Annotated in this window: 26 protein-coding genes, 1 tRNA gene and 1 pseudogene; 11 read left to right on the forward strand and 17 right to left on the reverse strand. The window is 61.8% G+C overall.

Going from position 1 to position 26,025, the window contains the following annotated elements; translation table 11 throughout:
• Window positions 1-652 precede the first annotated feature (652 nt).
• Entirely contained in the window at window positions 653-2,128 is a 1,476-nt protein-coding gene (locus tag V1280_RS11590; RefSeq protein ID WP_334538271.1) for a catalase, read from the reverse strand.
• Between the two features lie 372 nt (window positions 2,129-2,500).
• On the opposite strand from V1280_RS11590, the gene V1280_RS11595 reads away from it, so the two are divergent.
• Window positions 2,501-3,832, forward strand: coding sequence for an NAD(P)/FAD-dependent oxidoreductase (locus V1280_RS11595; RefSeq protein WP_334523280.1), 1,332 nt, complete (start codon window positions 2,501-2,503; stop codon window positions 3,830-3,832).
• A gap of 187 nt (window positions 3,833-4,019) precedes the next feature.
• Here the strand turns inward: V1280_RS11595 and V1280_RS11600 are convergent, their stop codons facing one another.
• From V1280_RS11600 to V1280_RS11645, 10 genes and pseudogenes are all read right to left on the reverse strand, one after another.
• Window positions 4,020-4,310 carry a carbohydrate porin gene (locus tag V1280_RS11600; protein WP_334523283.1) on the reverse strand — a complete coding sequence of 97 codons (291 nt, stop codon included), beginning with the start codon at window positions 4,308-4,310 and terminating at the stop codon, window positions 4,020-4,022.
• A gap of 142 nt (window positions 4,311-4,452) precedes the next feature.
• Window positions 4,453-4,809 carry a succinate dehydrogenase, hydrophobic membrane anchor protein gene (sdhD, locus tag V1280_RS11605; RefSeq protein WP_334523285.1) on the reverse strand — a complete coding sequence of 119 codons (357 nt, stop codon included), beginning with the start codon at window positions 4,807-4,809 and terminating at the stop codon, window positions 4,453-4,455.
• Window positions 4,810-4,896: 87 nt separating this feature from the next.
• Window positions 4,897-6,123 carry a CaiB/BaiF CoA transferase family protein gene (locus tag V1280_RS11610; RefSeq protein ID WP_334523287.1) on the reverse strand — a complete coding sequence of 409 codons (1,227 nt, stop codon included), beginning with the start codon at window positions 6,121-6,123 and terminating at the stop codon, window positions 4,897-4,899.
• 39 nt (window positions 6,124-6,162) lie between these two features.
• Window positions 6,163-7,056 carry an enoyl-CoA hydratase-related protein gene (locus tag V1280_RS11615; RefSeq protein WP_334538272.1) on the reverse strand — a complete coding sequence of 298 codons (894 nt, stop codon included), beginning with the start codon at window positions 7,054-7,056 and terminating at the stop codon, window positions 6,163-6,165.
• A gap of 10 nt (window positions 7,057-7,066) precedes the next feature.
• Complete coding sequence (locus V1280_RS11620; RefSeq protein ID WP_334523290.1) at window positions 7,067-7,603, reverse strand: acyl-CoA dehydrogenase family protein; 537 nt, start codon at window positions 7,601-7,603, stop codon at window positions 7,067-7,069.
• 322 nt (window positions 7,604-7,925) lie between these two features.
• Window positions 7,926-8,288: pseudogene (locus tag V1280_RS11625) on the reverse strand (acyl-CoA dehydrogenase family protein); the annotation flags it as partial.
• Between the two features lie 77 nt (window positions 8,289-8,365).
• The gene (locus tag V1280_RS11630) at window positions 8,366-9,007 is read right to left on the reverse strand and encodes a hypothetical protein (RefSeq protein ID WP_334523293.1); all 642 of its coding nucleotides are present in this window, start codon (window positions 9,005-9,007) and stop codon (window positions 8,366-8,368) included.
• 135 nt (window positions 9,008-9,142) lie between these two features.
• Complete coding sequence (locus V1280_RS11635) at window positions 9,143-9,715, reverse strand: helix-turn-helix domain-containing protein (RefSeq protein WP_334523296.1); 573 nt, start codon at window positions 9,713-9,715, stop codon at window positions 9,143-9,145.
• Complete coding sequence (locus V1280_RS11640) at window positions 9,651-10,046, reverse strand: hypothetical protein (protein WP_334523298.1); 396 nt, start codon at window positions 10,044-10,046, stop codon at window positions 9,651-9,653. The genes V1280_RS11635 and V1280_RS11640 overlap by 65 nt, the downstream gene beginning before the upstream one ends.
• A 237-nt stretch (window positions 10,047-10,283) precedes the next feature.
• Window positions 10,284-11,705 (reverse strand): aldehyde dehydrogenase family protein, encoded by a 1,422-nt coding sequence (locus V1280_RS11645; protein ID WP_334523301.1) that lies wholly within the window; start codon window positions 11,703-11,705, stop codon window positions 10,284-10,286.
• Between the two features lie 103 nt (window positions 11,706-11,808).
• Between V1280_RS11645 and V1280_RS11650 the strand changes: the two genes are divergently transcribed.
• Window positions 11,809-12,702 carry a LysR family transcriptional regulator gene (locus V1280_RS11650; RefSeq protein ID WP_334523305.1) on the forward strand — a complete coding sequence of 298 codons (894 nt, stop codon included), beginning with the start codon at window positions 11,809-11,811 and terminating at the stop codon, window positions 12,700-12,702.
• Between the two features lie 42 nt (window positions 12,703-12,744).
• Here V1280_RS11650 and V1280_RS11655 read toward each other — a convergent pair whose 3' ends face one another.
• Window positions 12,745-12,927: a hypothetical protein gene (locus V1280_RS11655; protein WP_334523307.1), complete on the reverse strand. Its 183-nt coding sequence runs from the start codon at window positions 12,925-12,927 to the stop codon at window positions 12,745-12,747.
• A 362-nt stretch (window positions 12,928-13,289) separates the two neighbouring features.
• Window positions 13,290-14,351 (reverse strand): LysR family transcriptional regulator, encoded by a 1,062-nt coding sequence (locus V1280_RS11660; protein ID WP_334523310.1) that lies wholly within the window; start codon window positions 14,349-14,351, stop codon window positions 13,290-13,292.
• 28 nt (window positions 14,352-14,379) lie between these two features.
• Here V1280_RS11660 and V1280_RS11665 point away from each other — a divergent pair, with 28 nt between their 5' ends.
• The 6 genes from V1280_RS11665 to V1280_RS11690 all read left to right on the forward strand — a co-directional run bounded on the left by V1280_RS11665 (window position 14,380) and on the right by V1280_RS11690 (window position 19,858).
• Entirely contained in the window at window positions 14,380-15,393 is a 1,014-nt protein-coding gene (locus V1280_RS11665; RefSeq protein WP_334523313.1) for an EthD domain-containing protein, read from the forward strand.
• Window positions 15,394-15,474: 81 nt separating this feature from the next.
• Entirely contained in the window at window positions 15,475-16,203 is a 729-nt protein-coding gene (locus V1280_RS11670) for an SDR family NAD(P)-dependent oxidoreductase (protein WP_334523316.1), read from the forward strand.
• Window positions 16,204-16,247: 44 nt separating this feature from the next.
• A complete protein-coding gene (locus V1280_RS11675; RefSeq protein WP_334523319.1) occupies window positions 16,248-16,913 on the forward strand; it encodes a glutathione S-transferase family protein in 666 nt (221 codons plus the stop codon).
• A gap of 89 nt (window positions 16,914-17,002) precedes the next feature.
• Window positions 17,003-17,326, forward strand: a complete 324-nt coding sequence (locus tag V1280_RS11680; protein WP_334523322.1) for a DUF1330 domain-containing protein — start codon at window positions 17,003-17,005, stop codon at window positions 17,324-17,326.
• Window positions 17,327-17,405: 79 nt separating this feature from the next.
• Window positions 17,406-18,395, forward strand: a complete 990-nt coding sequence (locus tag V1280_RS11685; protein WP_334523324.1) for a zinc-dependent alcohol dehydrogenase family protein — start codon at window positions 17,406-17,408, stop codon at window positions 18,393-18,395.
• Complete coding sequence (locus tag V1280_RS11690; RefSeq protein ID WP_334523327.1) at window positions 18,392-19,858, forward strand: MFS transporter; 1,467 nt, start codon at window positions 18,392-18,394, stop codon at window positions 19,856-19,858. The genes V1280_RS11685 and V1280_RS11690 overlap by 4 nt, the downstream gene beginning before the upstream one ends.
• 172 nt (window positions 19,859-20,030) lie before the next feature.
• On the opposite strand, the gene V1280_RS11695 is transcribed toward V1280_RS11690, so the two are convergent.
• Both V1280_RS11695 and V1280_RS11700 read right to left on the reverse strand, forming a co-directional pair.
• Window positions 20,031-20,104, reverse strand: a tRNA-Gly gene (locus V1280_RS11695).
• 382 nt (window positions 20,105-20,486) lie between these two features.
• Window positions 20,487-20,672, reverse strand: coding sequence for a hypothetical protein (locus tag V1280_RS11700; protein ID WP_334523330.1), 186 nt, complete (start codon window positions 20,670-20,672; stop codon window positions 20,487-20,489).
• A gap of 204 nt (window positions 20,673-20,876) precedes the next feature.
• On the opposite strand from V1280_RS11700, the gene V1280_RS11705 reads away from it, so the two are divergent.
• Window positions 20,877-21,263: a YciI family protein gene (locus V1280_RS11705; protein WP_148777125.1), complete on the forward strand. Its 387-nt coding sequence runs from the start codon at window positions 20,877-20,879 to the stop codon at window positions 21,261-21,263.
• Between the two features lie 15 nt (window positions 21,264-21,278).
• Here V1280_RS11705 and V1280_RS11710 read toward each other — a convergent pair whose 3' ends face one another.
• Window positions 21,279-21,869, reverse strand: coding sequence for a TMEM175 family protein (locus V1280_RS11710; protein ID WP_148777124.1), 591 nt, complete (start codon window positions 21,867-21,869; stop codon window positions 21,279-21,281).
• A gap of 126 nt (window positions 21,870-21,995) precedes the next feature.
• On the opposite strand from V1280_RS11710, the gene V1280_RS11715 reads away from it, so the two are divergent.
• Together V1280_RS11715 and V1280_RS11720 are read left to right on the forward strand one after the other, a co-directional pair.
• Window positions 21,996-24,053, forward strand: a complete 2,058-nt coding sequence (locus V1280_RS11715; RefSeq protein WP_334523342.1) for an ATP-dependent helicase — start codon at window positions 21,996-21,998, stop codon at window positions 24,051-24,053.
• A gap of 96 nt (window positions 24,054-24,149) precedes the next feature.
• Window positions 24,150-25,181: an LLM class flavin-dependent oxidoreductase gene (locus V1280_RS11720; protein ID WP_334523345.1), complete on the forward strand. Its 1,032-nt coding sequence runs from the start codon at window positions 24,150-24,152 to the stop codon at window positions 25,179-25,181.
• A 25-nt stretch (window positions 25,182-25,206) separates the two neighbouring features.
• Here V1280_RS11720 and V1280_RS11725 read toward each other — a convergent pair whose 3' ends face one another.
• Window positions 25,207-25,992: an efflux RND transporter periplasmic adaptor subunit gene (locus V1280_RS11725; protein WP_334523348.1), complete on the reverse strand. Its 786-nt coding sequence runs from the start codon at window positions 25,990-25,992 to the stop codon at window positions 25,207-25,209.
• Between the last annotated feature and the right edge of the window lie 33 nt (window positions 25,993-26,025).

Consider the following 26,025-nt stretch of genomic DNA (forward strand, 5'->3'; position numbering starts at 1 on the left):
CTGGCTTTAACAAGCCCGTAGCTTCGGGATTCGAATCGTCCGGCGCTTTGTCAGACGGTAGCGGAATCGACGATTGGATCGTTGGAGGGGCCACGACAACGGGAGGTATGATAGTCAGCTGACTGGTATCCAAGATGACCTTCTCCGGCCATTTGTGGGCGGACCTGATCCGGATAACCGCCCTATCGAGGGCGACGGACTGATCAGCGAACGTCGCTGGCGGGTTCGGCAGAAGCCAACCGGCGATGAATAACAAAGCCGCAAGCGTGCTTCCGACGAAGATGAAATAGCGGGCAATAGGCACCGCTTATCGCTCGCGATTATTGAGAAATTTCGAAGCTCCTTCAGGACATTTCGGAATCGTTGGGCGCATCATTGAGCCCGCGCCTGCTCGATCGGCGAAGGCGTCGCAGTGATGCGAACTGGCCTTACTTCGCTCACGAACGCCACGAAGCACAGCGCGCCGATGGCGAATGTAGCCAGGGTCAATACGCTCCTCATATAGGCTCCTGTGCCCTTTCCATTTCGCGCCGATGCGGCCGACGCCACTTCCTTCACGTCGTGTCGCGACCCTGCTTCCGCAGCAGGAATGGCACGCGGTTGGGCAACCGACGGTGCGGGGAGCGCCGTCGGCCGGCGATGAGGGCGAGGCCTACTCCGCCGCGATCACGTTCGCTTTCAAATCGATGCCCAGCGCCTTCGCGACGCCGACACCGTAGGCCGGATCCGCCTTGGCGCAGTTGGCGACGTGACGCTCCTGAATGTGTCTTGCAGCAGCGCCGACCTGGCGACCCGTATTGTCGAACAGCATTTGCCGCTGGACAGGGCTCATCTTGCGAAAAAGGTTGCCCGGCTGCTGATAGTGGTCATCGTCGACACGATGGTCCCAATGTGCGGCGGCGCCTTCGAGCTCCAGCGGCGGCTCGTTAAGCTGCGGCTGGTCGATCCATTCGGCCCGACTATTGGGAAAGTAGGTGGCGGTTCCGCCGAGGTTGCCGTCAGTGCGCATGGCGCCGTCGCGATGATAGCTGTGGAAGGGGCATTTCGGTGCGTTGACGGGGATGTGGTGGTGATTGACGCCCAGGCGGTAGCGCTGCGCATCTCCATACGAGAAGAGGCGCCCCTGCAGCATCTTGTCCGGTGAATAGCCGATGCCTGGCACGATGTTGGCAGGAGAAAACGCTGCCTGTTCGACTTCGGCGAAGACGTTCTCGGGATTCCGGTTGAGTTCGAAATATCCGACCTGGATCAGCGGGAAGTCACCCTTTGGCCAGACCTTGGTCAGGTCGAAAGGATTGAAGGGGAATGCCTTCGCCTCCGCGTCTGTCATCAACTGAATGAACAGGGTCCAGCGCGGGAAATTACCCGCCTCGATATTCTCGAACAAATCGCGCTGGTGGCTTTCGCGGTCCTTGCCGACGAGGGCCTCGGCTTCCGCGTCCGTCAGGTTCTGAATGCCCTGTTGGGTACGGAAGTGGAATTTGACCCAGATACGCTCGTTTGCGGCATTGAGAAAGCTGTATGCATGGCTGCCGAAGCCATGCATATGACGCAAGCTCTTCGGAATGCCTCGATCGCTCATGACGATCGTGACCTGGTGCAGCGCCTCAGGTAGCAGCGTCCAGAAATCCCAGTTGTTGTCGGCGCTGCGCCTGCCGGTGCGCGGATCGCGCTTGATGGCGTGATTGAGATCGGGGAAGCGCAGCGGATCGCGGAAGAAAAACACCGGCGTGTTGTTGCCGACGACATCCCAGTTGCCCTCTTCAGTATAGAACTTCAGGGCAAAGCCCCGGATATCGCGCTCGGCGTCAGCGGCGCCGCGCTCGCCCGCGACGGTCGAGAAGCGAGCGAACATCGGGGTCTGCTTGCCGATCTTGGAGAAAATCCTGGCCTTCGTGTAGCGTGTGATGTCGTGCGTGACGGTGAAGGTGCCGTGGGCGCCGGAGCCCTTGGCATGCATGCGGCGCTCGGGAATCACTTCGCGGGCGAAATGGGCGAGCTTCTCGATCAGCCAGACGTCCTGCAGCAGGGCAGGACCGCGCGGCCCCGCGGTCTGAATGTTGAGATTATCCGTGACCGGGGTGCCCGATGCATGGGCCAACGGCGGTCGCTTGGATTGGTCGTTCATCGGGAGGCTCCGGTGGAAAGAGTTGGCGTGCCGGGTGCTTAATGCTTCATCTAAAGTGAGAGCTGTCGCGTTGAACTCGAACAGCTTCTCAAAGCCTGCATTCAACATGCCTTGTCGCTGCCAGTCGCGATTGAACGCTGCTGCGGGATTAACGCCAATCATGCTCAAAACCGTCAGCTGACGAATTCGGATCTAGAGGCGCGCGTTGCAATCGCCGATTTCAAGAATGGTTCGCGCGGGTTTCAACAAGCGGGCTACGCCAACAAAAACGTCGTGAACGTTCCATGCACCGCAGCGCCGTTCAAGACGAGCTGTCACAGCCCCCGTATCCATTGCAGAGACAGAGTTGCCTTCGGATCGGAGGATGTTTCCATGACGACAGTTCTGACCAAATCGTTTCCACAAGAAAAACCGCCGGTAACAAAGGCGGTCCCAGGTAAGAAACGCGTCCTGATCGTCGGCGGAGGCTTCGCCGGCATCGCGGCTGCACGGGCGCTAAAGCGAGCCGATGTCGAAATAACGCTGATCGATCGGCGCAATCATCATATTTTCCAGCCCCTCCTGTACCAGGTCGCCACCGCCGTCTTGGCGCCATCCGAGATAGCGGCGCCGATCCGGCAGCTCGAGGCGAAGCAAAAGAACCTCAGCGTCTTGCTGGCCGAGGTTAAGGGCATCAACCCGGGAACTCGGACCGTCGATGTAGATTGCCCAGGAATAGGTCCTCGGAAACTCGAGTACGACTTCCTCGTGATCGCCGCTGGAATGCGCCCAAGCTATTTTGGGCATGACGAGTTCGCGCGGTTCGCGCCGGGCCTCAAGAGCCTCAATGACGCCGAAGCGATCCGGGCCAAGATCCTGAGCGCGTTTGAATTGGCGGAATCCACCGATGATGAGAAGGAACGCGCGCGCCAAATGACCTTCGTTTTGGTGGGCGCCGGCCCAACCGGCGTCGAGCTTGCCGCTTCGATCGCTCAACTGGCCTCGGTGACCCTGCGCAACAATTACCGCAAGATCGACCCCGCCAAGAGCCGAATTCTGCTACTGGACGGCGGTGCTCGTATTCTTCCGACCTTTGCAGAAACCCTGTCGCGAAAGGCAACCAGGCGACTAGCCAAGCTCGGTGTTGAAGTTTCGACCGGCGTAAAGGTCGAGAAGGTCGACGACCAGGGCGTGATCGCGGCTGGCGCCCGCATTCCCAGCGCCACCGTGCTTTGGACAGCAGGCGTAAGCGCCTCGCCTGTCGTAAAAATGCTGGGAACGAAGATGGACCGCGCCGGGCGCGCCTTCGTCGGGGCTTTCATGGATATCCCCGAGGCGCTCAACGTCTTTGTCGTGGGAGATGCAGCCACGATAAGCCAGGATGGTCACCCCGTCCCGGGGGTGGCGCAGGCAGCCATTCAACAGGGCCGATTTGTAGGGCATGTCATCGCGAACCGTGTCAGGGGGCGCAAGGATGGTCGACCGTTTCGATACCGCAACAAGGGCAACATGGCGGTGGTCGGCAAGAACTTCGCCATCCTCGAGTCCGGCCATTTGCGTAGCAGCGGCTTTCTGACCTGGCTGGTGTGGGCCGCGTTACATGTGCTCGCCCTGCCGCAGCTTCAGAACCGGTTCCGCGTCCAAACGCAATGGTTCTGGTCTTATCTATCGGGGCAGCGGAGCTCACGGTTGATCTCCGAAGGGCCGCGACCGCCCGCGTCATAGTCGTGGTCAGGCCCGGTGATCATCACCGGCAAAGCCAAAATCCCGGCGTTGTTGATCAGGATTTGCAGGGGTCCAGTTCAGTCGGTGCAAAAGCTTCTCACCGAAGCCAGATCCGAAACCTCAGTGCGAGCCAAGCTGACGGCGTCGGATGCGCCGGCCCCGGGAGATTGCTCCTTGTTACCGTAACTCACCAAGCCACGGTGAGGCGCGTCAGAAAGAGATCGGCGTGATCCAGGCCTTTGGCGATCTGGGCAGCGAGTGGATGCCAGATGTGCCGGTAACTGGGGATCAATCGGACAGCCGGCGTAACTGCAAAATTATAGAACACCTCAATGCCGCTCTCGTCGCTCGCGCTGGCATTCCCCAGCGTAAGCCGAGATATGTCTATCTTCAGATCGTTGCTGATCCTGTTGTAATAAAATCCTGCTCCGAAGCTGTCGTATTCCCTGCCGTCGAACAGACCATGCGCGACCAGCAAATCCCGATCCCGCGGAGCGGTTGGCCGCACGGCATGTCGTTTGGAGCCTGTACCGGGTAAGTGCGCCCGTTAATGTTGAGCGATATCATCTGTCCTCGCAGTCGATGCAGACGGAACATTGTCCCGTGGGGAGAACCTTTTCTTATCCGATCTCAACACGCATCAAACGTTCTCGCCGGGTGCGCGTGTGTGCATGATCAAGAATAACCGAGCGAACACCGATCAGCGCATGCGTGATCCCCGCAAGAACGACGAGGATTGCGGCCAAGGCTGGTACAGGCAACGAAAGCCAGTCGGCCGCAGCTTTTCGATCTGAGGTCGTGAGCGACAGGATCGACGCGGCGAAATGCAGGCTCAGCGGGATGACCGCGATCGCTGTCAAGCTCTGCAATCGCCATTCGCGCGATCCGTTGCGCGCGCTGCCGAACTGACGGGTGCGGTGGGGCGCCGCCTCGTCGCGCAGTGCCGTCTTATCCGATAGAGAGGTCGCGTTTGTCATTGAGGTCTCCCAGAACAAAGTGCCAGATAGTGGCGGTCACGCGTAGCTTCGGGGCGACTCCCTCGCCGCCCCGACTGTGTCGTCGTGCTAGGCAGCATGTTCCTTCGTTTTCGGAATGGCACCGCTCGCACGTAAGCCATCGATTTCCGCCGCGCTGAATCCCAGCTGCCGAAGGACTTCGTCGTTGTGTTCTCCAATCTTCGGGGCGCGCGTGGCGGGCACTTTGGCGACGCCATGCACCTGAAGCGGGCTAGAGATGGTGGACGTCAGCTTGCCGCCGGCGCCATTGAGCGGAACGATGATGTCGTTCGCCTGCAGCTGGGGATCGTTGATCACCTCTTGCGGCCCACGCACGGCTCCGAACGTCACGTGGGCACCATTGAACACCTCGTACCAATGGGCCATCGGCTCGGCGCGAAAGAGCTCGTCGAGGATCGCGGTGAGCTGCGGCATATTCGCCATCAGCTTCGCCGGATCGGAGAAGCGCGGATCGGTCAGAAGGTCCGGGCGGCCGATGGCCTTGGCGACGGCAGCCAGCTTGTCGGGCATGATGAGGAGAACGAACCAGGTGTCATCCTTGGCGCGCCAGACGTTCATTGCCGCATTCGCAGGATTCTCGCGATCGTGCAGCCCGAAGAATTTCGCACCGCACAGCGCTGCCTGGATCAAGACGCTGGCGGACCACACGCCTTCGGCGAGAAGCGAGGTCGTGACGTGCGCGCCCTGCCCCGTGCGCTGGCGACGATACAGGGCCGTAACGATCGCCGAATAGAGCCCGACGGCGGTGGCATTGTCGCCGCTGCCAGCGACCGGCCAGGTCGGCGGCGCACCGGCATCGCGCGTCATCGACAGCAATCCGCTGCGAGCCCAGTACGACGTGATGTCGAAGCCGGGGAGATTCGCATCCGGACCCTTGTCGCCGAAGCCCGTGAGGTCCGCGTAGATCAGCCGCGGGTTCCATCCCACCACATCTTCATATTCGAGCTTCAATTTCTTGCGCGCGGGATGGGGCGTGTTGACGATGAGAACGTCAGCCCATTTGACGAGCTTCTCGAGAACCTGATGCGCGTTTGGGGATTTCAGATCGAGCGCCATGCCGCGTTTGTTGCGATTGGCCAGATGCCAGGGATAGGCATCGTCAGCGACCGGCTGCGGCGGGAGATGGTTTGCATGCCGCCACAGCTCGCCGCTCGGCGGCTCCACCTTGATCACGTCGGCCCCGAAATCGGACAAGATCACAGCCGCGCTGGGGCCCGCGATGAAGCTCGCGAGGTCCGCCACCTTCAGTCCGGAGAAAATATTGTCGCTTGTCATAGTCGTCCTTTCTAGAGATCGTCGTGTGCGGCGGTCGCTTCAGCGTCCGCGAAACTGCGGTGCACGTTTCTCGAGGAAGGCAGCTGTGCCTTCCTTCTTGTCTTCGGTGGCGGCACAAATGCCGAAGAAGGAGGCTTCCAGCGCGAAGCCTTCGGCTTGGCTCGTGTCCATGCCTTTGTTGGCGGCATCCAGCGAGAACTTCACCGCGATCGGCGCGTTAGCCATGATCTGCTTCAGAATCGCTTCGGCACGATCAATCAGGCTGCCCGCGGCAACGACTTCGTTGACGAGCCCGATGCGATAAGCCTCCTGCGCGGAAATCGTCTCGCCCGTGAGGATCAACTGTAACGCACGACCCTTTCCCACCAGGCGCGGCAAACGCTGCGTTCCGCCGCCGCCGGGCAACAGGCCCAGCTTGACCTCGGGTTGACCGAATTTGGCGTGCTCCACTGTGATCCTAATGGTGCAGGACATCGCGGTCTCGCAGCCGCCGCCGAGGGCAAAGCCGTTGATCGCCGCGATCACCGGCTTGCCGAGATTTTCGATCAGATCGAGCACGCCTTGCCCGAAGCGGCTGGACTCTTCCGCTTCATAGGCATCGACATGCGCGAGTTCACTGATGTCGGCGCCGGCGATGAACGCCTTGTCGCCCGCGCCGGTGAGGATCACGCCGCGCACGGATGCGTCTGCTTTTGCGTCCTCGAATGCGGCGTGCAGATCGGTCCATGTCGGCGTATTAAGCGCGTTGAGCACCTTGGGCCGATTGACCGTGACGTACGCGATCGAACCCTTTTTCTCGTAGAGGACGTTCGCAAGGGCCAGCGCCGCTCTGGGTACCGTGCTTGGTGCTGTTGCAGGGGTGACCGGTGCAGTTCCCGATACCATAGTCGTGTCTCCTGGATTGGGAGGGCAGCCGGCGCCGGGCGCCGGCACCGCCAAGATGTCAGACGAAGGCGCCGCGGCCGGTGATGGCCTTGCCGACGATCAGATTCTGCATCTGATAGGTGCCTTCGTAGGAATACAGTGCCTCGGCATCGGAGAAATAGCGCGCGAGGTTGTAGTCGGCGACGATGCCGTTGCCGCCGAGGACCTCGCGGCCCCATGCGACTGTCTCGCGCGATTTCGCCGTACAAAACGCCTTCGCCAGCGCCGCATGATGATCGTCAAGCTTGCCCTCATCGTCGAGCTGCGCCAGCCGGAGCATCAGGCACTGACACGCGGTCAGATTGCCAAGCATCTTGGCGAGCAGATCCTGGATCAGCTGGAACGAGGCGATCGGCTTGCCGAATTGCAATCGCTCCTGGGCGTATTTGAGGGTTGCCTCGAATGCACCCATCTGGATTCCAGTCGACGCCCAACCCACCATGTACCGCGTCATCCGCAGCACGCGTGCGGTATCGCGGAACGAATTGCCGCCCTGGAGGCGATTCGCTTCGGACACCTGCACGTCCTTCAGCGTGATCTGGCCGTTTTGGACCACCTTGAGCGCAATCTTGTGCTCGATCTTCTCGACACTGAAGCCCGGCGTCGACTTGTTCTCGACGATGAAGCCCTTGACCTGGTTGTCCGCCAGATCCCGCGCTCAGATGATGGAGAGGTCGCACCACGTCGAGTTGCCGATCCACCGCTTCTGCCCGTTGAGAATCCAGGTGTCGCCGTCGCGCTTGGGCGGTCGTGGTCAGCCCGCCGCTCGCTCCCGAACCAACCAGCGGCTCGGTCAACCCGAAACACCCGATCTTTTCGTAACGGGCCATTTGAGGCAGCCATTTCTGCTTCTGCTCCTCGGATCCATCGAGATAGATCGAGCCCATCGCCAGGCCGCTGTGGACGCCCCAGAACGTGCAGATCGACGCGTCGACGCGCGCGATCTCCATCGTGACGAAGCCGTACAGTTTCTGGCTGCCGCCGGCGCAGCCGTAACCCTCGTAGCCGAGCCCGCCGATGCCGATCTCCTTGAACGAAGGCAGCAGTTCGAACGGAAACGCGTCATCGGACCAGTACTTGTTGATGATCGGCTGAACCTTGGCCTGCATATAGGTCCGCACCTTTGTGATGACCGATTTCTCCTCGGGTGTGAGCAGTTCGATCAGCTGGTAGAAGTCGGCGTTCGGTACGGGGACCGGCTTCGGTGCGGTGGTCTTGCTTGCTGCGGTTGTGGCGGGCATTTGGAACTCCTGGTGCTGTGGCTTGAAAGCCGGATAGTCGAAGGACGTATGATTGATCTCGCCGATGGCGCCTGGTCTCAGGCGACTATCGTCGTCACTTTCGTTTGGCTCGACTTGGCAACCCTGTTGCGTAGCTCAAGCGACCCGAGCAAGACTCCATCGCGTTCCGCTGCGAGTTCGTCGATCGAACGCGATCCGACCTCGACATGGACACTGTCGATGAGCGTCTTTTGCACGTCCGGCGTTAGCACCGGCGAGCCGAGGGTCTTCCACCAGGCTGTGGGATAGCCGTGCTCGCAACGGCACCTGGAGAAGATTTCAATAGCGGCCTCGACATGTCGCACCTCTTTTGCGGTCTGGTTCGCGCCTAACGATCGTGTATATGCCGCGCAGGCCGATGATGTCTTTGATGAGACTGTCGTCTCTGGAACGGTTATGCTTCTAACTGCACTTCTGATAAGCACGAGGCTTACGCCCCCTTTGAGAACTATCGCGAACAGTTCGAGCGCAACGGTTGAAAATGTTGGTTCAACCGCTGGCGGAATTCTAATGTCACGGTCTAGCAATCCAGGACTTATGCTCGGCGTTGATCGGGGCGCGCGCCAATCGGCGTGACCTGCCGGCCAAAGCTGCGTCGCGAGCGAAATCCTCTCGCGGCTCTGGATATCATTCTCGAGGCCTTGCTTGTCGATATCCTGGGCTGCTTCGAACTGTTGCAAGAGCGCCGGCAGAGCCGTATCCAGGTCGATTAGGTGCGCCCGGCCTATGCGCGCGGTTACGGTGAGGTCATTCGGATCGCTGACCGCACGCGGTATTGCCCGATCCGCTTGTTAGAACGGTACTGATAATTACGACTATCGCTTGAGAGTCCGGCGCCACGCGCCCGGACTTACACCGACCGTCCGCCTGAAAATTCGCGTGAGGTGACTTTGGTCGCTGAAGCCGCACTCCGTGGCTACATCCGATAGCGATAGGCCGTCATCGCGCAGCTTTTCCTTGGATAGCACCACCCGTTGCTCAATTAGCCACTGGTGCGGCGCCACTCCCAGCGTACGACGGAAGGCATGCGAGAAATAGCCCACTGATATGCCGCACTCTCGCGCCACCTCCTTGAGTGCTACACCGTGCATGATGTTGGCGCGAAGTAATTCTTTCGCGCGTCGCTCCTGCCATGGCGCAAGCCCGCCCCGCGCCGGCCGCGACATTGGCCGCATGCCGCCATAGGTCTGAGCGACATGCAGCCCGACCGCCAGCAGGACGTGGTCGACAAACAACGGGTTAGCTTGGTCCGGATTGCCGAGGGCGGGCAGCAGCGAGCTCCCAAGGCCGGAAATCGTCGCGTCGTTGACGCCCGCGCCGGGCTCATAGCTCAGATCGCGAATTGGCGGCGCGTTTGGCGTCGTCCGCGATCGCGTCCAGCGCTGCACGCGGCAGATAAAAAAACAGAGAGTGAAAGGCCTTGGGAAGAGCGGTGGGATCCCGCTTCAGATCATGGAGACAACTCTCGCCAGCCCGCAAGGCGCACACTGACGCTCGTCGGCCATCCTCCCAATATTCGCGTTTCGGAGTATCGCGGAAGTGCAAAGTGACGAGAAAAGCATCTTCCCGCTGAAGCGGACCGCACATTTCCGGCAGCGGATTATCACATCGAATCTCCGTGACCGCTATTTCAGCTTTACGCAATGCCCGGGTAACGATCGCGGGTCCGTTTTCGACTCGCAATGCCTCGCCAAGCCGTTGTCCATAAGCCTCGGTCATCACTCAATCAATAGTTCAAAGGCCATGTTGTAGATCCGCATTTTGTAGCTCCTTGGATCTAACGTCGCGACCGGCACCTGAAACGGTCGTCGTCGATGAGGCTGTCCCATCGCATGAGCGTCATCAATCCGGTGGCGACGATTCCACAGTTGCTCAAGTCATTCTTGAACGGACGTGATGCCAGCTGTCCACCTATGCTCATTTGGGGCTGTCCGATATAGTTGACGATTTGGTGCGTCAGGCGGCCTGCAGCCCGAGCAGGGATTTCGGCTCGAGAAACGCCTCCATACCGAAGTCGCCGTATTCGCGGCCGATGCCGGATTGCTTGAAACCGCCAAAGGGTGCCATCGGCTCGTGATCCAGCGTGTTGATCAGCACGCGACCGGCAACGATACGGTCGGCCACTCGTCGCGCACGAGCCATGTCGCTGGACAGGACATACGCTTGCAGGCCGTAGACCGTGTCGTTGGCGATGGCGATCGCCTCTTCGTCTTCTGCATAGGGAATGATCGACAGAACCGGCCCGAAGATCTCCTCGCGCGCAATGGTCATGTCATTGCGGACGTTGGTGAACAGCGTCGGCCGTACGAACCAGCCGTCGAGCCCGCCCGGCCTGCCTTCGCCGCCGGCGAGCAATGTGCCCTCGTCGATACCGATGCGGATATAACGTTGAACGCGATCCCATTGCTTCTGGCTGACCATCGGGCCGACGGTCGTTGAGGGATCGCGCGGGTCACCGATTTTGACCTCTCCGACCGCCGCCTTCGCAAGCTCTTCCACCTCGCCGAGCCGGCTTCGTGGCACGAGGACGCGTGTGCCGGCGATGCAGGCCTGTCCGCTGTTCATGAAGCCGGCACCGAGCGCCAACGGAATCGCCTGCGCCAGATTGGCATCGTCCAGGATGACGGTGGGAGACTTGCCGCCGAGTTCGAGCGTGATCCTCTTCATCGTTTCCGCACCGGCCCGCAGGATTGCCTTGCCGACTGCGGTCGAACCGGTGAAGGAGATCTTCGCGACATCGGGATGGCTGGTGATCTCAGCGCCGACCACTTCGCCCCGGCCGGTGACGATGTTGAACACGCCGGCCGGTAATCCGGCCTCATGCAGCGCTTCGGTGACCACCTGCGTCTGGATCGCGCTCATCTCGCTCGGCTTGACGACGGCCGTGCAACCGGCCGCGATAGCGGCCGCGAGCTTGCCGCAGATGAAACCAGCATCGCTGTTCCACGGCGTGATGAGGCCGGCGACGCCCAAGGGCTCCATCACCACCTCGGCCGTGCCGACGCGCCGCGTAAAGCGATAGTCCTCCAGAACCCGGGCCATATCGAGGAGGACATCTGCCGGGTGGTCAGCCATGAAGCCGGCACGCGAGACGGGTGCGCCATACTCTTCGACGATTGCTTCCAGCAGGTCCTCCCGACGCGCCTTGATGGCGGCATGCATCCGCCGCAGCAGGGCGATGCGTTCGTCCCTGCTCGTGCGCGAGAAGGCCGGGAACGCGCGTTTGGCGGCAGCGATAGCGGCGCGTGCGTCCTCCGCGTCGGCGAGGCGAACCCGACCGATAACCTGCGCCGTCGCAGGGTTGTGGAGGTCAAAGAGCTCAGTCCCGTGCGGTGTGACGAAGCCGCCGTCGATATAGATCTTGTCGATGAAGCGCATGGCACTCTCTCCCAGAGAACGGTGGATGAACCGGGAGATAGGGCGTTATCGTTGGTGCGATAAGGTGTATAATTCTGCATGAAGTGGTGCAGGAATCCGGACAATGCGGTCATCGGGAATGATCGAACTCGATGCGGTGCTGGTGGTGGCGCGCCACCGCGGCTTCCGCGCGGCTTCGACCGAACTCGGCATGTCGCGCTCGGCGTTGAGCCATGCCATCGCCGCGCTGGAGGCGAAACTCGGCGTGCGCCTGTTCCACCGAACGACCCGAAGCGTCTCGCTCACCGAGGCCGGTGAGCAGTTCGTTTCCGGCGTTGCGCCAGCGCTGGGCCAGATCAGGGAAGCAATGGCGCGGGCGGGAAGCCATCGCGACACGCCGGCCGGCACACTGCGCATCAATACATCGGCGGGCGCGGCGCGACAGATGGAGCCGCTGGTGTTCGAGTATCTGCGCCGATATCCCGACATGACGGTCGACATCGTCACTGAGGGACGACTGGTCGACATTGTCGTCGATGGGTTCGACGCCGGCGTGCGCCTGGTCGAACTGGTGCCGCAGGACATGATCGCCGTGCCGCTGGGGCCCGATCAACGTTTCGCAGTTGTCGGATCGCCCGCCTATTTCAAGCAGCATCCGAAGCCGCGCACGCCTGCCGATCTCTCCCGACATCGCTGTATCCGCAGCCGACTGCCGAGCGGCGGCATCTATCGTTGGGAGTTCGAGCGCCACGGCGAAGCGCTGGCGATCGACGGTGAAGGACCGCTGATCCTCGACGAGCCCAATTTAATGCTGGCGGCGGCGCGGGCCGGGTTCGGCCTCGCCTATCTCACCGAATGGAATGTCGCGGCCGACCTCGCGGCCGGCTCGCTGGTTCGCGTGCTGGATGAATGGACACCGCCCTTTCGAGGCCTGTCGCTCTATTATCCCGGACGTCGGCACGTACCCGCCGGGCTGCGCGCTATGATCGACCTGATCCGAGAAAAGGTAGTGATGTGAAAGTTTTGTTGACGCTGCCCGCCGCGTTAAATGGGAATTCCACTAGAGGTTTGGGCTACAAAATGTCGATTTTGGGGACGCTGGTTGATGTGCTGGCGCCATCAGGGCCTGCTCGCTTTCTACCGCTTGAGAGCCCGACGCCACGCGCCCGGACTTACGCCGACCGTCTGTTCTGAAAGCACGCGTGAGGTGACTTTGGTCGCTGAAGCCGCACTCCGCGGCCACATCCGATAGCGACAGTCCGGCATCGCGTCACGGCGACAAGGTAGTTCTCGTGACTGATAACACTGGCAAAAATTGGAACGGTGTTCAGCCTGATTGTCGGAATGATTGTCAGAATGAGATCGGAAAATTCGTGCTAAGGCATTGAAATTGCTTTGGAGCGGGTGAAGGGAATCGAACCCTCGTATTCAGCTTGGAAGTCGCGGGATTTTTCAATGTTTACAAGAGCCACTCTGACATTTCCACGTGTTTTGGCCGACTGAGATCGTTGCAGGATTTCTCTTTGTCAGAATGACGGTTGCCGGCCCATGCTCGTCCTTTCCGAGCCATTTGCCGGCGATCGGCTGAAACGAATTCAGTTCCGATCAATGCTCTACGGCTTCGACCAACCCGGCTGCAACATCGCGCGCGCATTCCTCGAGGTCCAGTATCACACGCCGACGATCGGCTCGGCGCCTCACGAGAGCGGTACCGACGGGAGCAACGCCGATCTCGATAAATCTGATGCGGGGGTTGGAATAATAGAGCTCCGCTCGCGCTCCCACGATGACAACGGCCTCACCGGATTCGACGGCCGCAAGAGATTCTCGGATCGTGGTTACGACCGGCCCTCGCGCGATCGGGCGTCCCGAAGGCGTATGATCGGGGAAATGGATCGCTGCCCAGGCCCCCAGATGATGATTGTCGGGCAATGTCGGTATGGTCTCGAGCGCGAGCTCCTCGGGATCGATCCAGTCTCTGTTCGAGAGCCTGTGATCAGCCGGCACCACCAGCTTCTTCTTCTCCTCAAGCAGCACCGTGCATTGCACCAGGCCGTCATGGGAGAGCGGAAGTCTGCAGAACGCCGCATCCACCTTGCCCGCTGCAATCGCCTCAAACTGGTCCAGCAGCGAAAGCTCCACCCACTCGACATCGATATGGAACTTGCTCCTGAGATGCCTGACGAACGGCAGGGTTAGTTCATAGAGTCCACCACCGAGGAAGCCGATCCTCAACCGGTTTGACTGACCAAGGACGGTCTTCCTGCAATCATCCAGCGTGGCGTGCAGCACCAAGGCGGCGGGCTCGACGCCGAGACGAAACTTCTCGCCAAGGGATGTCAACTGGACGCGCCTGCTCGTTCGGACGAGCAGTGGTCCGCCGACTTCCTGCTCCAGGGAGCGGATTGCTTCGGAGACGGAGGATTGGGCGAGAGACAGTCTCTTCGCCGCTCTTCCGAAATGAAGATCCTTCGCGACTGCCAGGAAGCAGTCGATCTGCCGCAGTTCCACGCCTATCCTCGCGTCAACCGATTGATCGGACAAGCCGATTGAACGCGAACCTACGCTCTGGTGCTGCGGCCTGCAATCTGGATGAAGCTGCAGCGCCACTACCCTGCTCAGCACCTGGGTAACCTGGACATCAACTTGCCAGCCACGGCCGATCAATCGGCGGCGCCGATTGAATGGGCGGCAATTGGCCCTTGTTGCGAAGGCCCCCAAAGAAGACATCACCCGACGAGTTGGCCCGACCCAACGCCGGAGGGAATTTTCCGTGACCCAGCACAGCCAGCCGAATGCGCCGACGCAGTTGGTGGATACCGCCAACTTCGCAGCGCGCGATGAGAACATCTGCTGCCTGTCCTATGGCGTCCTGCGCAAGCTTGCCGGGCTTCCGCGAGATATGTTCGCAGACTATTGGCGCGATGTTCTCGGGCCGCTCTGCGCGCGACTTCCCGGCATCAGCTACTACGTGCAGCACCACTTTTCGCAGGACCGCCGGGCGAACCTCTGGCCTCTGCCGGACGGCGTTCGCCACATGGACGTCGTGCTCGACGGCGCCGCGGAAATCGGCTTTGCCGACATCGAAGGCCTCAACCGCTACGCCGCGGCAAGCCCAGTGTTATTCGGAGACGTATTCCATCTGTTTGAGCATATCGTTGCCTACAACCTGCCGCGGGGCTCACATACGCTGGTCGATCGCGAGCCGGACGGCATTCCAAACGGGCCGGACCGGGTGTACCGCCTGCATTTGCATCTGAACGGCGGATCCGGCGAGGGATTCAGGCCCTGGCTGTCGGAATGGGCACGACATCTGGCGTCCGCGCCGGCGGTGCGGAAGTTGCGCCTGCATCTGCCGGAACCGTACGACAACGCGCGCCCGTCGCCGCCATCTCCCCACGGCGATCATCGGGTCAGCGACGAACGCAAGGACATCGGCGTCATCGAGATCGGTTTTGCAAGCGCGCTCACGGCACGAGAGTTCTGCGAGAGTGAAACCTTTCGCGTAACCATCGAGGACCAACGCAGGTATCTCCGCTCGGTCGGCGCATTCCTGGTGAGCGGTGTCTACACCTATGTCCGTGACGGCGTAATCACCACGGCCGGTTTGAGAGGCAGCCGGACCGCGGAACTCATCGAGCGCATCGGTGCCTTCAACCAGACGCTGGATGAGGTGACACGGCGCTTCGTGCAGGACCCGCAGCGGTGACACCGCCCGGCCCAAGGTCTCCATGACCGGGGACAGGGGCATTCGACAACAACACAAAGAGACGCGGAGAGACAACTAACCATGGGTAAATTGCATGGAAAAGTGGCTGTCATTACTGGCGGTACCCAAGGTATCGGCGTCGCCACGGCAAAGCTCTTCGCCAGTGAAGGAGCCCACGTCTTCATTACCGGCCGGCGCCAGAAGGAGCTTGAAGAAGCTGTAGCTGCCGTCGGCGGTAACGTCACGGGGGTTCAGGGTGACGTCGCGAAGCTCGCCGACCTCGATCGTCTCTACGAGAGCGTCAAGGCGAAGGGCCGCATCGATATTCTCTTCGCCAATGTCGGACTTGGCGGATTCGTTCCGTTGGGAAGCATCACCGAGGAGTACTACGACAAGACCTTCGACACGAACGTCAAGGGGCTGCTCTTCACGGTCCAGAAGGCGCTTCCGTTTCTGAACGATGGCGCCTCCATCATTTTGACCGGTTCAGCCGCGGCCGCCAAAGGCACCCCGAGCTTCGGCGTCTACGCCGCGAGCAAGGCGGCTATTCGCTCATTCGTGCGCACCTGGACCGCGGAGTTAAAGGACCGGCGCATCCGCGCAAACGTTCTCAGCCCCGGACCTGTCCTGACGCCGCAAGTCGCGCTGCAGCCGCCTGAAGCCATCGCGCGCATCGTCTCCACCGTCCCCATGGGCCGCATGGCGGAGCCCGAAGAGATCGCCAAGGTCGCGCTGTTTCTGGGCTCGGACGACTCCAGCTTCGTCACCGGGATCGAGCTGTTCGCCGATGGCGGCAGAGCCCAAGTCTGACGCAGGAACGAGAGACGTACACGACTGCTCACGGTGGGTCGTCCGTGTCGAACACAAGGAGTCAAGCGATGTCAGACAAATTGAAACTTTACCACGCCGTCAACTCCCCCAATTCGCGGCGCGTCCGAATTTTCCTGGCCGAAAAGGGAATCAAACCGACGCTGATTTCTGTCGATCTCGGCGCGGGCGAGCAACACTCGGAAGCCTACAGGGCAATCAATCCCCGCCGCGTGGTGCCGGCCCTGGTACTCGAAGATGGCACCACCATCGCAGAGGTGCCGGCCATCATGCGGTATCTCGATGACGCCTTTCCCGAAACGCCCCTGTTGGGCGCGACGTCCAGGGACAAGGGCCTGGTCGTCATGTGCGAGCGGTTCGCCGAGCTCGAAGGCTTTGCGCCGGTGATGGAAGGCGTGCGCAACAAGATGGAGAGGCTCAAGGGCCGCGCCATCGCCGGACCGCACGGCTATAAGCAAATCCCGGGACTGGTCGACCGCAGCGTGCTGCGCGTGCAGAACTTTCTCACTGATCTGAACGAGCGGCTCGAACAGGTGCCCTTCGTCGCCGGGGAGCGGTTTTCGGCGGCAGATATCACTGCACTGGTGACCATCGATTTCGCGAAGGCGCTCGACATATCGATTCCGTCGCAACACCGAGCGCTCATGCGCTGGAAAGACGCCGTTTCGGCGCGGCCCAGCATGAGCGCATGACGCGAAAGCTATTCGGACTGCGACGCATCAACCATTGCTTCACGAAAGCCAGCCTCGCCATCGGCTGAAACCGATACAGGATTTAGACCATGCCCAAAGGGTATTTCTTTGTTGAAATCGAGATCACCGATCCAGCAGCTTATGAGGCTTACCGCACGAGTGTTCCGGATATCATCGCAGCGCACGGCGGCGAGATTCTCGTGCGCGGCGAAGGCGCGCAACCGCTGGATGGCGTCATCCCGCACCGCCGCCGGGTTATCGTCGAGTTCGAGAGTCCCGAGGCCGTGAAGGCCTTCTATCACTCCGAGGCCTATCAGGCCGTGCAGCCGATCCGGCTCAAAGCCAGCAATGGCTTCGTGTGCCTCCTGACCGGAACGGAACAGATCTCACACCTTTCCGGACACCTTCTCTAAGCGCCCTCATTGCCGGCCCTGCGCAGACGACCGTTTGAACTCGTGCCGGACCCCGTACCGTCAACCCAACGGAAGCATCATGTCCCGCACGATCAAATTCGCACAGGCCGGAGGGCCGGAGGTCCTCGAATTCATCGAGATGGAAGTGCCCGCCCCCGGCCCGCACGAAATTCGCATCAAGGTGAAAGCGATCGGCATCAACCGTGCCGAGTCCATGTGGCGCAACGACAGATATGTCGAATCCCCGATATTCCCGGCTGGTCTGGGATATGATTGCGCCGGTGTTGTCGATGCCGTGGGAAAAGACGTCAACGGTGTTGCCGTGGGCGACACAGTAAGTACCATTCCGGCCTTCTCCCTCAACAAGTACTCCACATACGGAGAAGTCATTCTCGCCCCCGACCACGCGGTCGTGAAGCATCCGGCATCGCTTTCATTCGTCGAAGCGGCATCGGTCTGGATGATGTTCATCACGGCCTATGGCGCACTCGTCTTCGATGCTCGCGTGAAGGCGGGCGACTTCGTCATCATTCCCGCGGCCTCAAGTAGCGTCGGCCTGGCGGCGATTCAAATTGTAAACCATGCCGGTGCGATCCCGATCGCGTTGACCGGCACGTCGGACAAGAAAAAGCGGCTGCACGAGGCCGGCGCAGCCCATGTCGTTGCGACCCATGAGCAGGACATGGTCGCCGAGGTGATGCGCATCACCAACGGTCATGGCGCACGCATTGCCTTCGATCCCGTAGGCGGTGCGGACTTTCCCAAGCTGATCGCCGCGCTGACCAATCAGGGCATCGCCTACATCTACGGCGCACTCAGCGAGGATGACACGCCGATCCCCGTGCTGGAGATGATCCGCAAGATGACGATTGTCAAAGGGTACAGCATCCGGCTGGTCACCGGCGACGAGGTTCGCCGGAAGGCCGCGATCGAGTACGTTACCAAGGGTCTTGCGAGCGGCGCGCTCAAGCCGATCATCGATCGCATCTTCAAGTTCGACGAGATGGTGGAAGTGCACCGTTATCTGGAGAACAGCGGCCAGTTCGGCAAGATCGTCGTTACGCTTTGAGCGACCACGAACCGAGCGCAGAGGTCGCCAGCCCGGGCATCGATGCCCGCCGTCGGGTTGCGCTCGCCGTCATCCTCTCGGGCATTTTCGTGACGGTCATGGACAACTCGATCGTCAACATTGCGATTCCGGCAATCAGAAGCTCACTACACGCGAGCTTCGGCGAGGCCGAGCTCACGGTAGCAAGCTACGCACTGGCCTTCTCCGCCGGCATGATCACCGGCGGACGACTTGGCGACATCTGGGGTCAGCGTCGTGTTTTCATGGCGGCCTTTGCTGCGTTCACAGTGATGTCGTTCGTCTGCGGGGTCGCGCCGAACATTGAGGTGCTTATTGCCGGCAGGCTGCTGCAGGGCGCCTCGGCGGCGATGCTCGCGCCCCAGGTGTTTGCGCTGGTGCGAATGTCCTTTGCCGATGGCGGCGAGCGTACGACAGCATTCGGTGCAATGGGGGTGGCGATCGGCCTTGCCAACGTCGCCGGGCTTATCTTGGGGGGAGTCCTCATCCAGACCGACCTGTTCGACCTTGGCTGGCGTATGATCTTTCTGGTGAACCTCCCAATCGGGATCGCGGCAATTCTCCTGACACCGCTTGTGCTGGCCGACGTTCGTTCTGGCGAGCACAAGCGGCTTGACCTTGCGGGTGTCGCGCTCGGCACACTCGCCATGTTGCTGCTGATGCTGCCGTTGGTGGAGGGACCGGAGCGCGGCTGGGTCGGGTGGCCGGTCGCGATGCTGGTCGCGTCCCCGCTCGCTTTCGTGGGGTTCTACCTCCACCAGCGCTGGAAATCACGGCGCGGTCTCTCTCCGCTGCTCGAGACCGACCTGTTTGGCGACCGCGCATTTACTGTCGGCGCACTTCTGATCCTCATCTTCTGGGCATCCACGACACCCTTCAGCTTCTCCTACGTGTTGCTCATGCAGACCGGCTATGGGTACTTGCCGCTGGCCACAGCAGCAAGCCTGGCAATGCTCGGTGGAGCGTTCGGAATCGTTTCGCCGATTGCAAGTCGGCTTGCGGCGTTTGGGGCGCGCCGTATCATGATGGCAGGCGTTCTCGTGGACCTGGCCGGGATGCTTCTGGCGCTGGTCCTATGCTGGACGATCGATCCGCTTCCGGCCGCATGGCTTCTTCCGTCCCTGTTGCTCGTCGGCGTCGGTATGGGCCTCTTCATGACGCCAATACTGAACGCAGTGATGAGCGGCATCAACGACCGCCACGTAGGATCCGCCGCCGGCGTCCTCACGACGATGCAACGCGGCGGCAATGCATTAGGGGTGGCGGCACTGGAGGTGCCTTTCTTCCTGACCCTCTCCGGGGCCGGATCAAGGGGCATCAGCCAGACGGCATCCTATGTCCAGGCATTTGGTGCGGTCGCCTTTTGGAACGTATGGATGCTGCTCGCGGTCGTTGCGCTGCTTCTCCTCCTGCCTGACCGGACCTCAGGTCCGTCACAACTATGACCGACCGAGACAGTTGAGCAGAGCAGTAGAGGTTCGTGCAGCGAACGGATCGCAGGCAACACGGCGACAACGTCGTTTCCGGTACTGATAGCACTGGCAAAAATTAGAACGGCGTTCAGCCTGGTTGTCAGAATGAGATCAGAAAACTCGTGTTAAGCTATTGAAATCGCTTTGGAGCGGGTGAAGGGAATCGAACCCTCGTATTCAGCTTGGAAGGCTGCTGCTCTACCATTGAGCTACACCCGCGACACCGGCTCCCTAACACGGCCGGGCGGCGGTCTCAACTGCCCCCAGGAGCGCTTTCGCCGGCTTTCCGGCCCTTGCGCACAGGGTGCGGTTCCGCTTGGCCCGCCGCCCCTTAACAGCGGCGGCCTTCCGGCCTATATTGAGATCTCCCGCAATCAACGAAAGGAGGTGATCCAGTGTCTTTTACCAGGCGCTGTCACCTCGCTGGGATCGCCCGCTAAGCTCTCAATAAGGGCTTGGCATCGGGGCGCTCTCAGCCCTGGACCAGCGAGCAAGAAATCGGGCGCGACGGGGTCTTCCCGCCGCGCCTTTCTCTTTTGTCTTTTCGAAATTTTTTTCGGGAGGGTGAGCCCTCGCCGCAGGTGCTCGCGCTCAGCGCGGCTCAGAAGCCGAAGATGGCGAGCACGGACGGGCGCTTGCCGCGGCGGCTCTCGACGATGCGCTCGCCGCCACTCTCGACCGAGCTGCCGTAATAACGGTGATGGCCGGACTGGTCGTGCAGATCGGCAGGTTCGGACTTCCCAGCCCGCCGCGCGTCGCAGATGATCTTGATGGTCTGACCCGACATTGCCGCCTCCGATGAGACTTAACTGTTCTTGTGGCCATCAGTCGCCTCTTCTGCGGACGGCGTTCACCCCGCAAAGCGGCAATCAGGTTTCAGCGCCGTTTCGTCGCACACGCCGCGACGCAATATTTTGAGGTCGGCCGTTGTCGGTGTCGGCGGCGACCATACGTCCTTCGGGACGTGCGCCCAAAAACGAACGAGGTGACGATGCTTTATGCGATCCTGGCTTACCATGTCGAAGGCGAGATTTTGTCGTGGTCTGCGGCAGAGGACGCCGCGGTCGTCGCCAAAGTCATCGAAGTTCAGGCGCCCTTGAGGGCAAGCGGACACCTTGGGCCGGCCGCCCGTCTGGATGACACCCACAAGGCCCGCACCTTGCGTGGCCCCGGCGCCGGCATCGTGCTGGACGGCCCGTTTGCCGAGACCAAGGAGCAGCTGCTGGGCTTCCACCTCGTCAACTACGACACGGATGAAGAAGCGATCGCGGCGGCGCGGAAGCTGCGTGAGGTCAATCCCAGTGCGGTTTACGAAATCCGACCGGTCAAGCTTTACGTGCCTGCCGATGGGTTCGGCGCGACAACGACCAAAGGTTGAAGCACAGCGGCGCCGTTAGGTCCTGCCGTCCGTCGCCGCGTCCATACGGCGGCGGATCAGAAGTCCGCCAAAGGCCAGGAACCAGAAATAGGTCGCATATTGCGGGGCCACCGCCGCCACTGCAGTCCCCGGCAGGAACACGGCCAGTGGAAACAAAGCTGCGATGAGCTGGTAGCGGAAGCCGCTCATCACGAGCCACCACAGTGTGGCATTCAGGCCGGCGATGACGGTGAGATGCAGGCCAAACAGCACGGCCACGGCGCTACTGCTGCCGTAATTCCCGTAGAGGCCGTTGGTCACCGGCAGGAGCACGATCGACAGCAGGAACATCAGATTGAGCAGCACGATGTGGCGGCCTGCTTCCGGCTGGCGGGCAAGCCGGCGGTGATGGCTGATCCAGAACACGCCTGCGATGATGAAGCTCAGGATCAGGCCGGTCACGCGGCCGGAATAAAGCTGAGCGAGATCGCTCCAGGTCGGCATGGCCTTGAACTCGCCCGCCTTGGGCAGATCATTGGCGAGCAGCGTCATCGCGACACCAAAAATGGTGTTGCTCAGCGATTCCAGCCGGCGCATCTCGAAAAGGTCGGGCGTGGGATCGGCCATCTCTGCAAAACCGTCCAGATTGGAACTTGAGCTACCCTCTCCCCTAAATCCTTGGGCGACTCGCGTCCAGCTACATTGCGATTCGCCCAGGGATCGTTGATTCTGCAGGCTTCATCGGGGCGATTCGTGACAACCTATCTGGACACGCTCAATGCGGAGCAGCGCCGCGCCGTAGAGCATGGCGTGGCCGATGGCGTGACCGTGGGCGCCCCCCTGCTCGTCATTGCCGGCGCCGGTTCCGGCAAGACCAATACGCTCGCCCACCGCGTCGCGCATCTGATCGTTGCGGGTGCCGATCCGCGCCGCATCCTGCTGATGACGTTTTCCCGCCGCGCCGCCGCCGAGATGGTCGGCCGGGTCGAGCGCATCTCCCGGAAAGTGCTGGGCGAGAACAACGCCGCGATCATGCGCGACGCACTCACCTGGGCCGGCACCTTCCACGGCATCGGCGCGCGGCTGTTGCGCGAATATGCCGAGCGCATCGGGCTCGATCCCGCCTTCACCATCCATGATCGCGAGGATTCCGCCGACCTGATGAATCTGGTCCGGCACGAACGCGGGTTGTCGAAGACCGAGAGCCGCTTCCCGGCCAAGGGGACGTGCCTGTCGATCTACTCGCGCTGCGTCAATGCCGAGATGGAGATCGAGAAGGTGTTGGGGGCGCATTATCCCTGGTGCGCGGGCTGGGCGGCCGAATTGAAGGGCCTGTTCGCCGCTTACGTGGAGGCCAAGCAGACCCAGCACGTGCTCGACTACGACGACCTCCTGCTCTACTGGTCGCAGATGATGAGCGACGCGCTGATCGCCGACGAGATCGGCGGCCGCTTCGATCACGTCCTGGTCGACGAATATCAGGACACCGACCGCCTGCAATCTTCGATCCTGCTGGCGCTGAAGCCGGATGGACGCGGGCTCACCGTCGTCGGCGACGACGCGCAGTCGATCTATTCGTTTCGCGCCGCCACGGTGCGCAACATTCTGGATTTTCCGCAAAGCTTCTCGCCGCGGGCGGAGATGATCACGCTCGACCGCAATTACCGCTCGACGCAGCCGGTGCTGGCGGCGGCGAACGGCGTCATCGGGCTTGCGCGCGAGCGCTTCACCAAGAATCTCTGGACCGACCGCACCTCCTCGCAGAAGCCGCAGCTCGTCACCGTGCACGACGAGGCCGACCAGGCCCGCTACATCGTCGAGCAGGTGCTGGCCAATCGCGAGCAAGGCGCGCTGCTCAAGCACCAGGCGGTGCTGTTCCGCACGTCATCGCATTCCGGCCCGCTCGAGATCGAGCTGACGCGCCGCAACATCCCCTTCGTCAAATTCGGCGGGCTGAAATTCCTCGACGCCGCGCATGTCAAGGACGTGCTGGCGCTGCTGCGCTTTGCCGAGAACCCGCGCGACCGCGTCGCCGGTTTTCGCATCCTGCATCTGCTGCCGGGCATCGGACCAGCGACCGCACAGCGCGTGCTCGACCAGATGGCCGAGAGCATGGACCCGCTGCATGCGCTCGGCCAGCTTCCGGTGCCGCCGCGCACCGGCGCTGACTGGACGGGCTTCGTCCGCACGGTCGAAAACTTGCGCTACTCGGAATGGCCGGCCGATCTCGAGCGCGTACGTCTCTGGTACGAGCCGCATCTCGACCGCATCCACGAAGATTCCGAGACGCGCCGCGCCGATCTGATGCAGCTCGAACAGATCGCGAGCGGCTATTCATCGCGCGAAAAATTCCTGACCGAGCTCACGCTCGATCCGCCGGATGCGACCAGCGACAAGTCAGGTCCGCCTCTCCGCGACGAGGACTATCTGATCCTCTCCACCATCCATTCCGCCAAGGGCCAGGAATGGAAGTCGGTGTTCGTGCTCAACGTCGTCGACGGCTGCATGCCGTCCGACCTCGGCGCCGGCACCTCGGCCGAGCTCGAAGAGGAGCGCCGCCTGCTTTACGTCGCGATGACGCGCGCCAAGGACGATCTGCATCTCGTCGTGCCGCAGCGCTTCTTCGTCCATGGCCAGCAAGCCAAGGGCGACCGCCACGTCTACGCCTCACGCACCCGCTTCATCCCGGAGCAGCTGGTCTTTCTGTTCGAGCGCGCCGCCTGGCCGAAGGCCGCCGCAGCTGGCGCACGCGCCGCATCGCAGGGTCCGAAGATCGACATCGGCGCGCGGATGCGCGGGATGTGGCGGTAGGACGCACAAACGGAAACCGAGCATTTCCGAAAGCCGCCTTGTGACCTGGCTGCCGTCCATTAAGTCTGGTCGATTCTCCCCACAGAGACCTGATCGATGACCGCACCGCTCGAATTCGGACTGGATACCTTTGGCGACGTCACCAAGGACGCAACAGGCAGCATGCTTCCGCATGCGCAGGTGATCCGTAACGTCGTCGACGAGGCGGTGCTGGCCGACCAGCTCGGGCTCGACTTCATTGGGCTCGGCGAGCATCACCGGTCTGATTTTGCAATCTCCTCGCCCGAGACCGTGCTCGCCGCGATCGCATCGCGCACCAGGCGCATTCATCTCGGCTCGGCCGTGACGGTGCTGAGCTCGGACGATCCGATCCGCGTGTTTCAGCGCTTCGCGACGCTGGACGCGCTCTCCAACGGCCGTGCCGAGGTGATCCTCGGCCGCGGATCGTTCACCGAGTCATTTCCGCTGTTCGGCTTCGACCTGCGCAAATACGAGGAGCTGTTCGAGGAGAAGCTCGATCTGTTCGCCGCGCTGCTGTCGCAGAAGCCGGTGAGCTGGGAAGGCAAGCTGCGTCCGCCGCTGAAAGACCAGCTGGTCTATCCACCGGTCGAAAACGGCACTCTGAAAACCTGGATCGGGGTCGGCGGCAGCCCGCAATCGGTGGTGCGCGCCGCGCATTACGACCTGCCCCTGATGCTCGCCATCATCGGCGGCGATCCCGAGCGCTTTGCGCCTTACGTCGATCTCTATCACCGCGCCTTCAAGGAATTCGGCCGCCCCGCGCACCCGATCGGCGTGCACTCGCCCGGCTATGTCGCCGAGACCGACGAACAGGCGCGGGAAGAGCTGTGGCCCGACTACAAGGCCATGCGCGATCGCATCGGCCGTGAGCGCGGCTGGCCCCCGATGGGCCGCGACGAGTTCGTCAGCGAAGCCGAGCACGGTTCGCTCTATGTCGGTGCACCCGAAACTGTCGCGCGAAAAATCGCCAAGACGGCCAAGGCGCTTGGCATTGCGCGATTTCAGCTGAAGTACTCGGCGGGGCCGTTGCCGCACGGGAAGCTGATGACGAGCATAGAGCTCTACGGTCGGAAGGTGATGCCGATGGTGCGGGAGATGCTGGGCTAGCGGGCTGATCCAGCTCGCCTGCGCCTCACGGCCCGCTCGGCGGCTTGATCACCGCGCGGCCGCTCATGCCGGCCATCAGCTCGGGCGCGGTCTGCGTGATCTCGCCGATCACCTTGATGGTCTGGCTGACCGGATCGACCCGACCGCTGAGCCTCACCACCTGGGCGGCATAGGATTTCTCGGTCTCGTGGATTTCGACCTTGAAGGCCATGCCGGGCTTGAGCCAGGCGAGCCAGCGCGACGGCGCGATCAGTTCCACCTCGAGGCCGTGGTCGTCGAGGATATCGAGCAGCGGCTGGCCGGCATTGGTGTACTGGAATTCGCGCGCCTTCTGGTCCACCGCAATGCCGTCGAACGGCGCGATGATGGTACACTTGGCCACCGCTGCCTCGGCGGCCAGGCGATCGGCCTTGGCCTTCTCGACTTCCGCGGCGGCGATATCGAGCTCGAGTTGTCCGGTCGACTTCAGCTGCATCAGCCGCTGGTTGATGACAAAAGTCTTTTCGGCCTGGGTCAGCACCGCCTGGGCATGCGCCAGCTGCGCCTTCTGGACGGCACAGTCGAAGGCGACCAGGACATCGCCCTTCCTGAATCGCTCACCGACCCTGGTCGCCATGCGGTCGATCCGCGCCGCCATCTCGCTCGATAGCGTGGTGTAGTGGCGCGGCGTGAGCTGGGCGCGAATTTCCTGGCCCGAATCCGCCCCGGCGGAGTCCAGACCGCCCGGCAGAGTCTGCGCGCGTATTCCCGCAGCTGTGACGCCGAGCAGAAGGAGTGCTAGAGCTCCGCGCGAACTGAAGCGGCGCTTCACGCCGCAACGTCGCATCGGCAGATGGCCTGCTCG

It is taken from the genome of Bradyrhizobium sp. AZCC 2230 (genome assembly GCF_036924495.1).
GTDB classification, from domain to species: domain Bacteria; phylum Pseudomonadota; class Alphaproteobacteria; order Rhizobiales; family Xanthobacteraceae; genus Bradyrhizobium; species Bradyrhizobium rifense.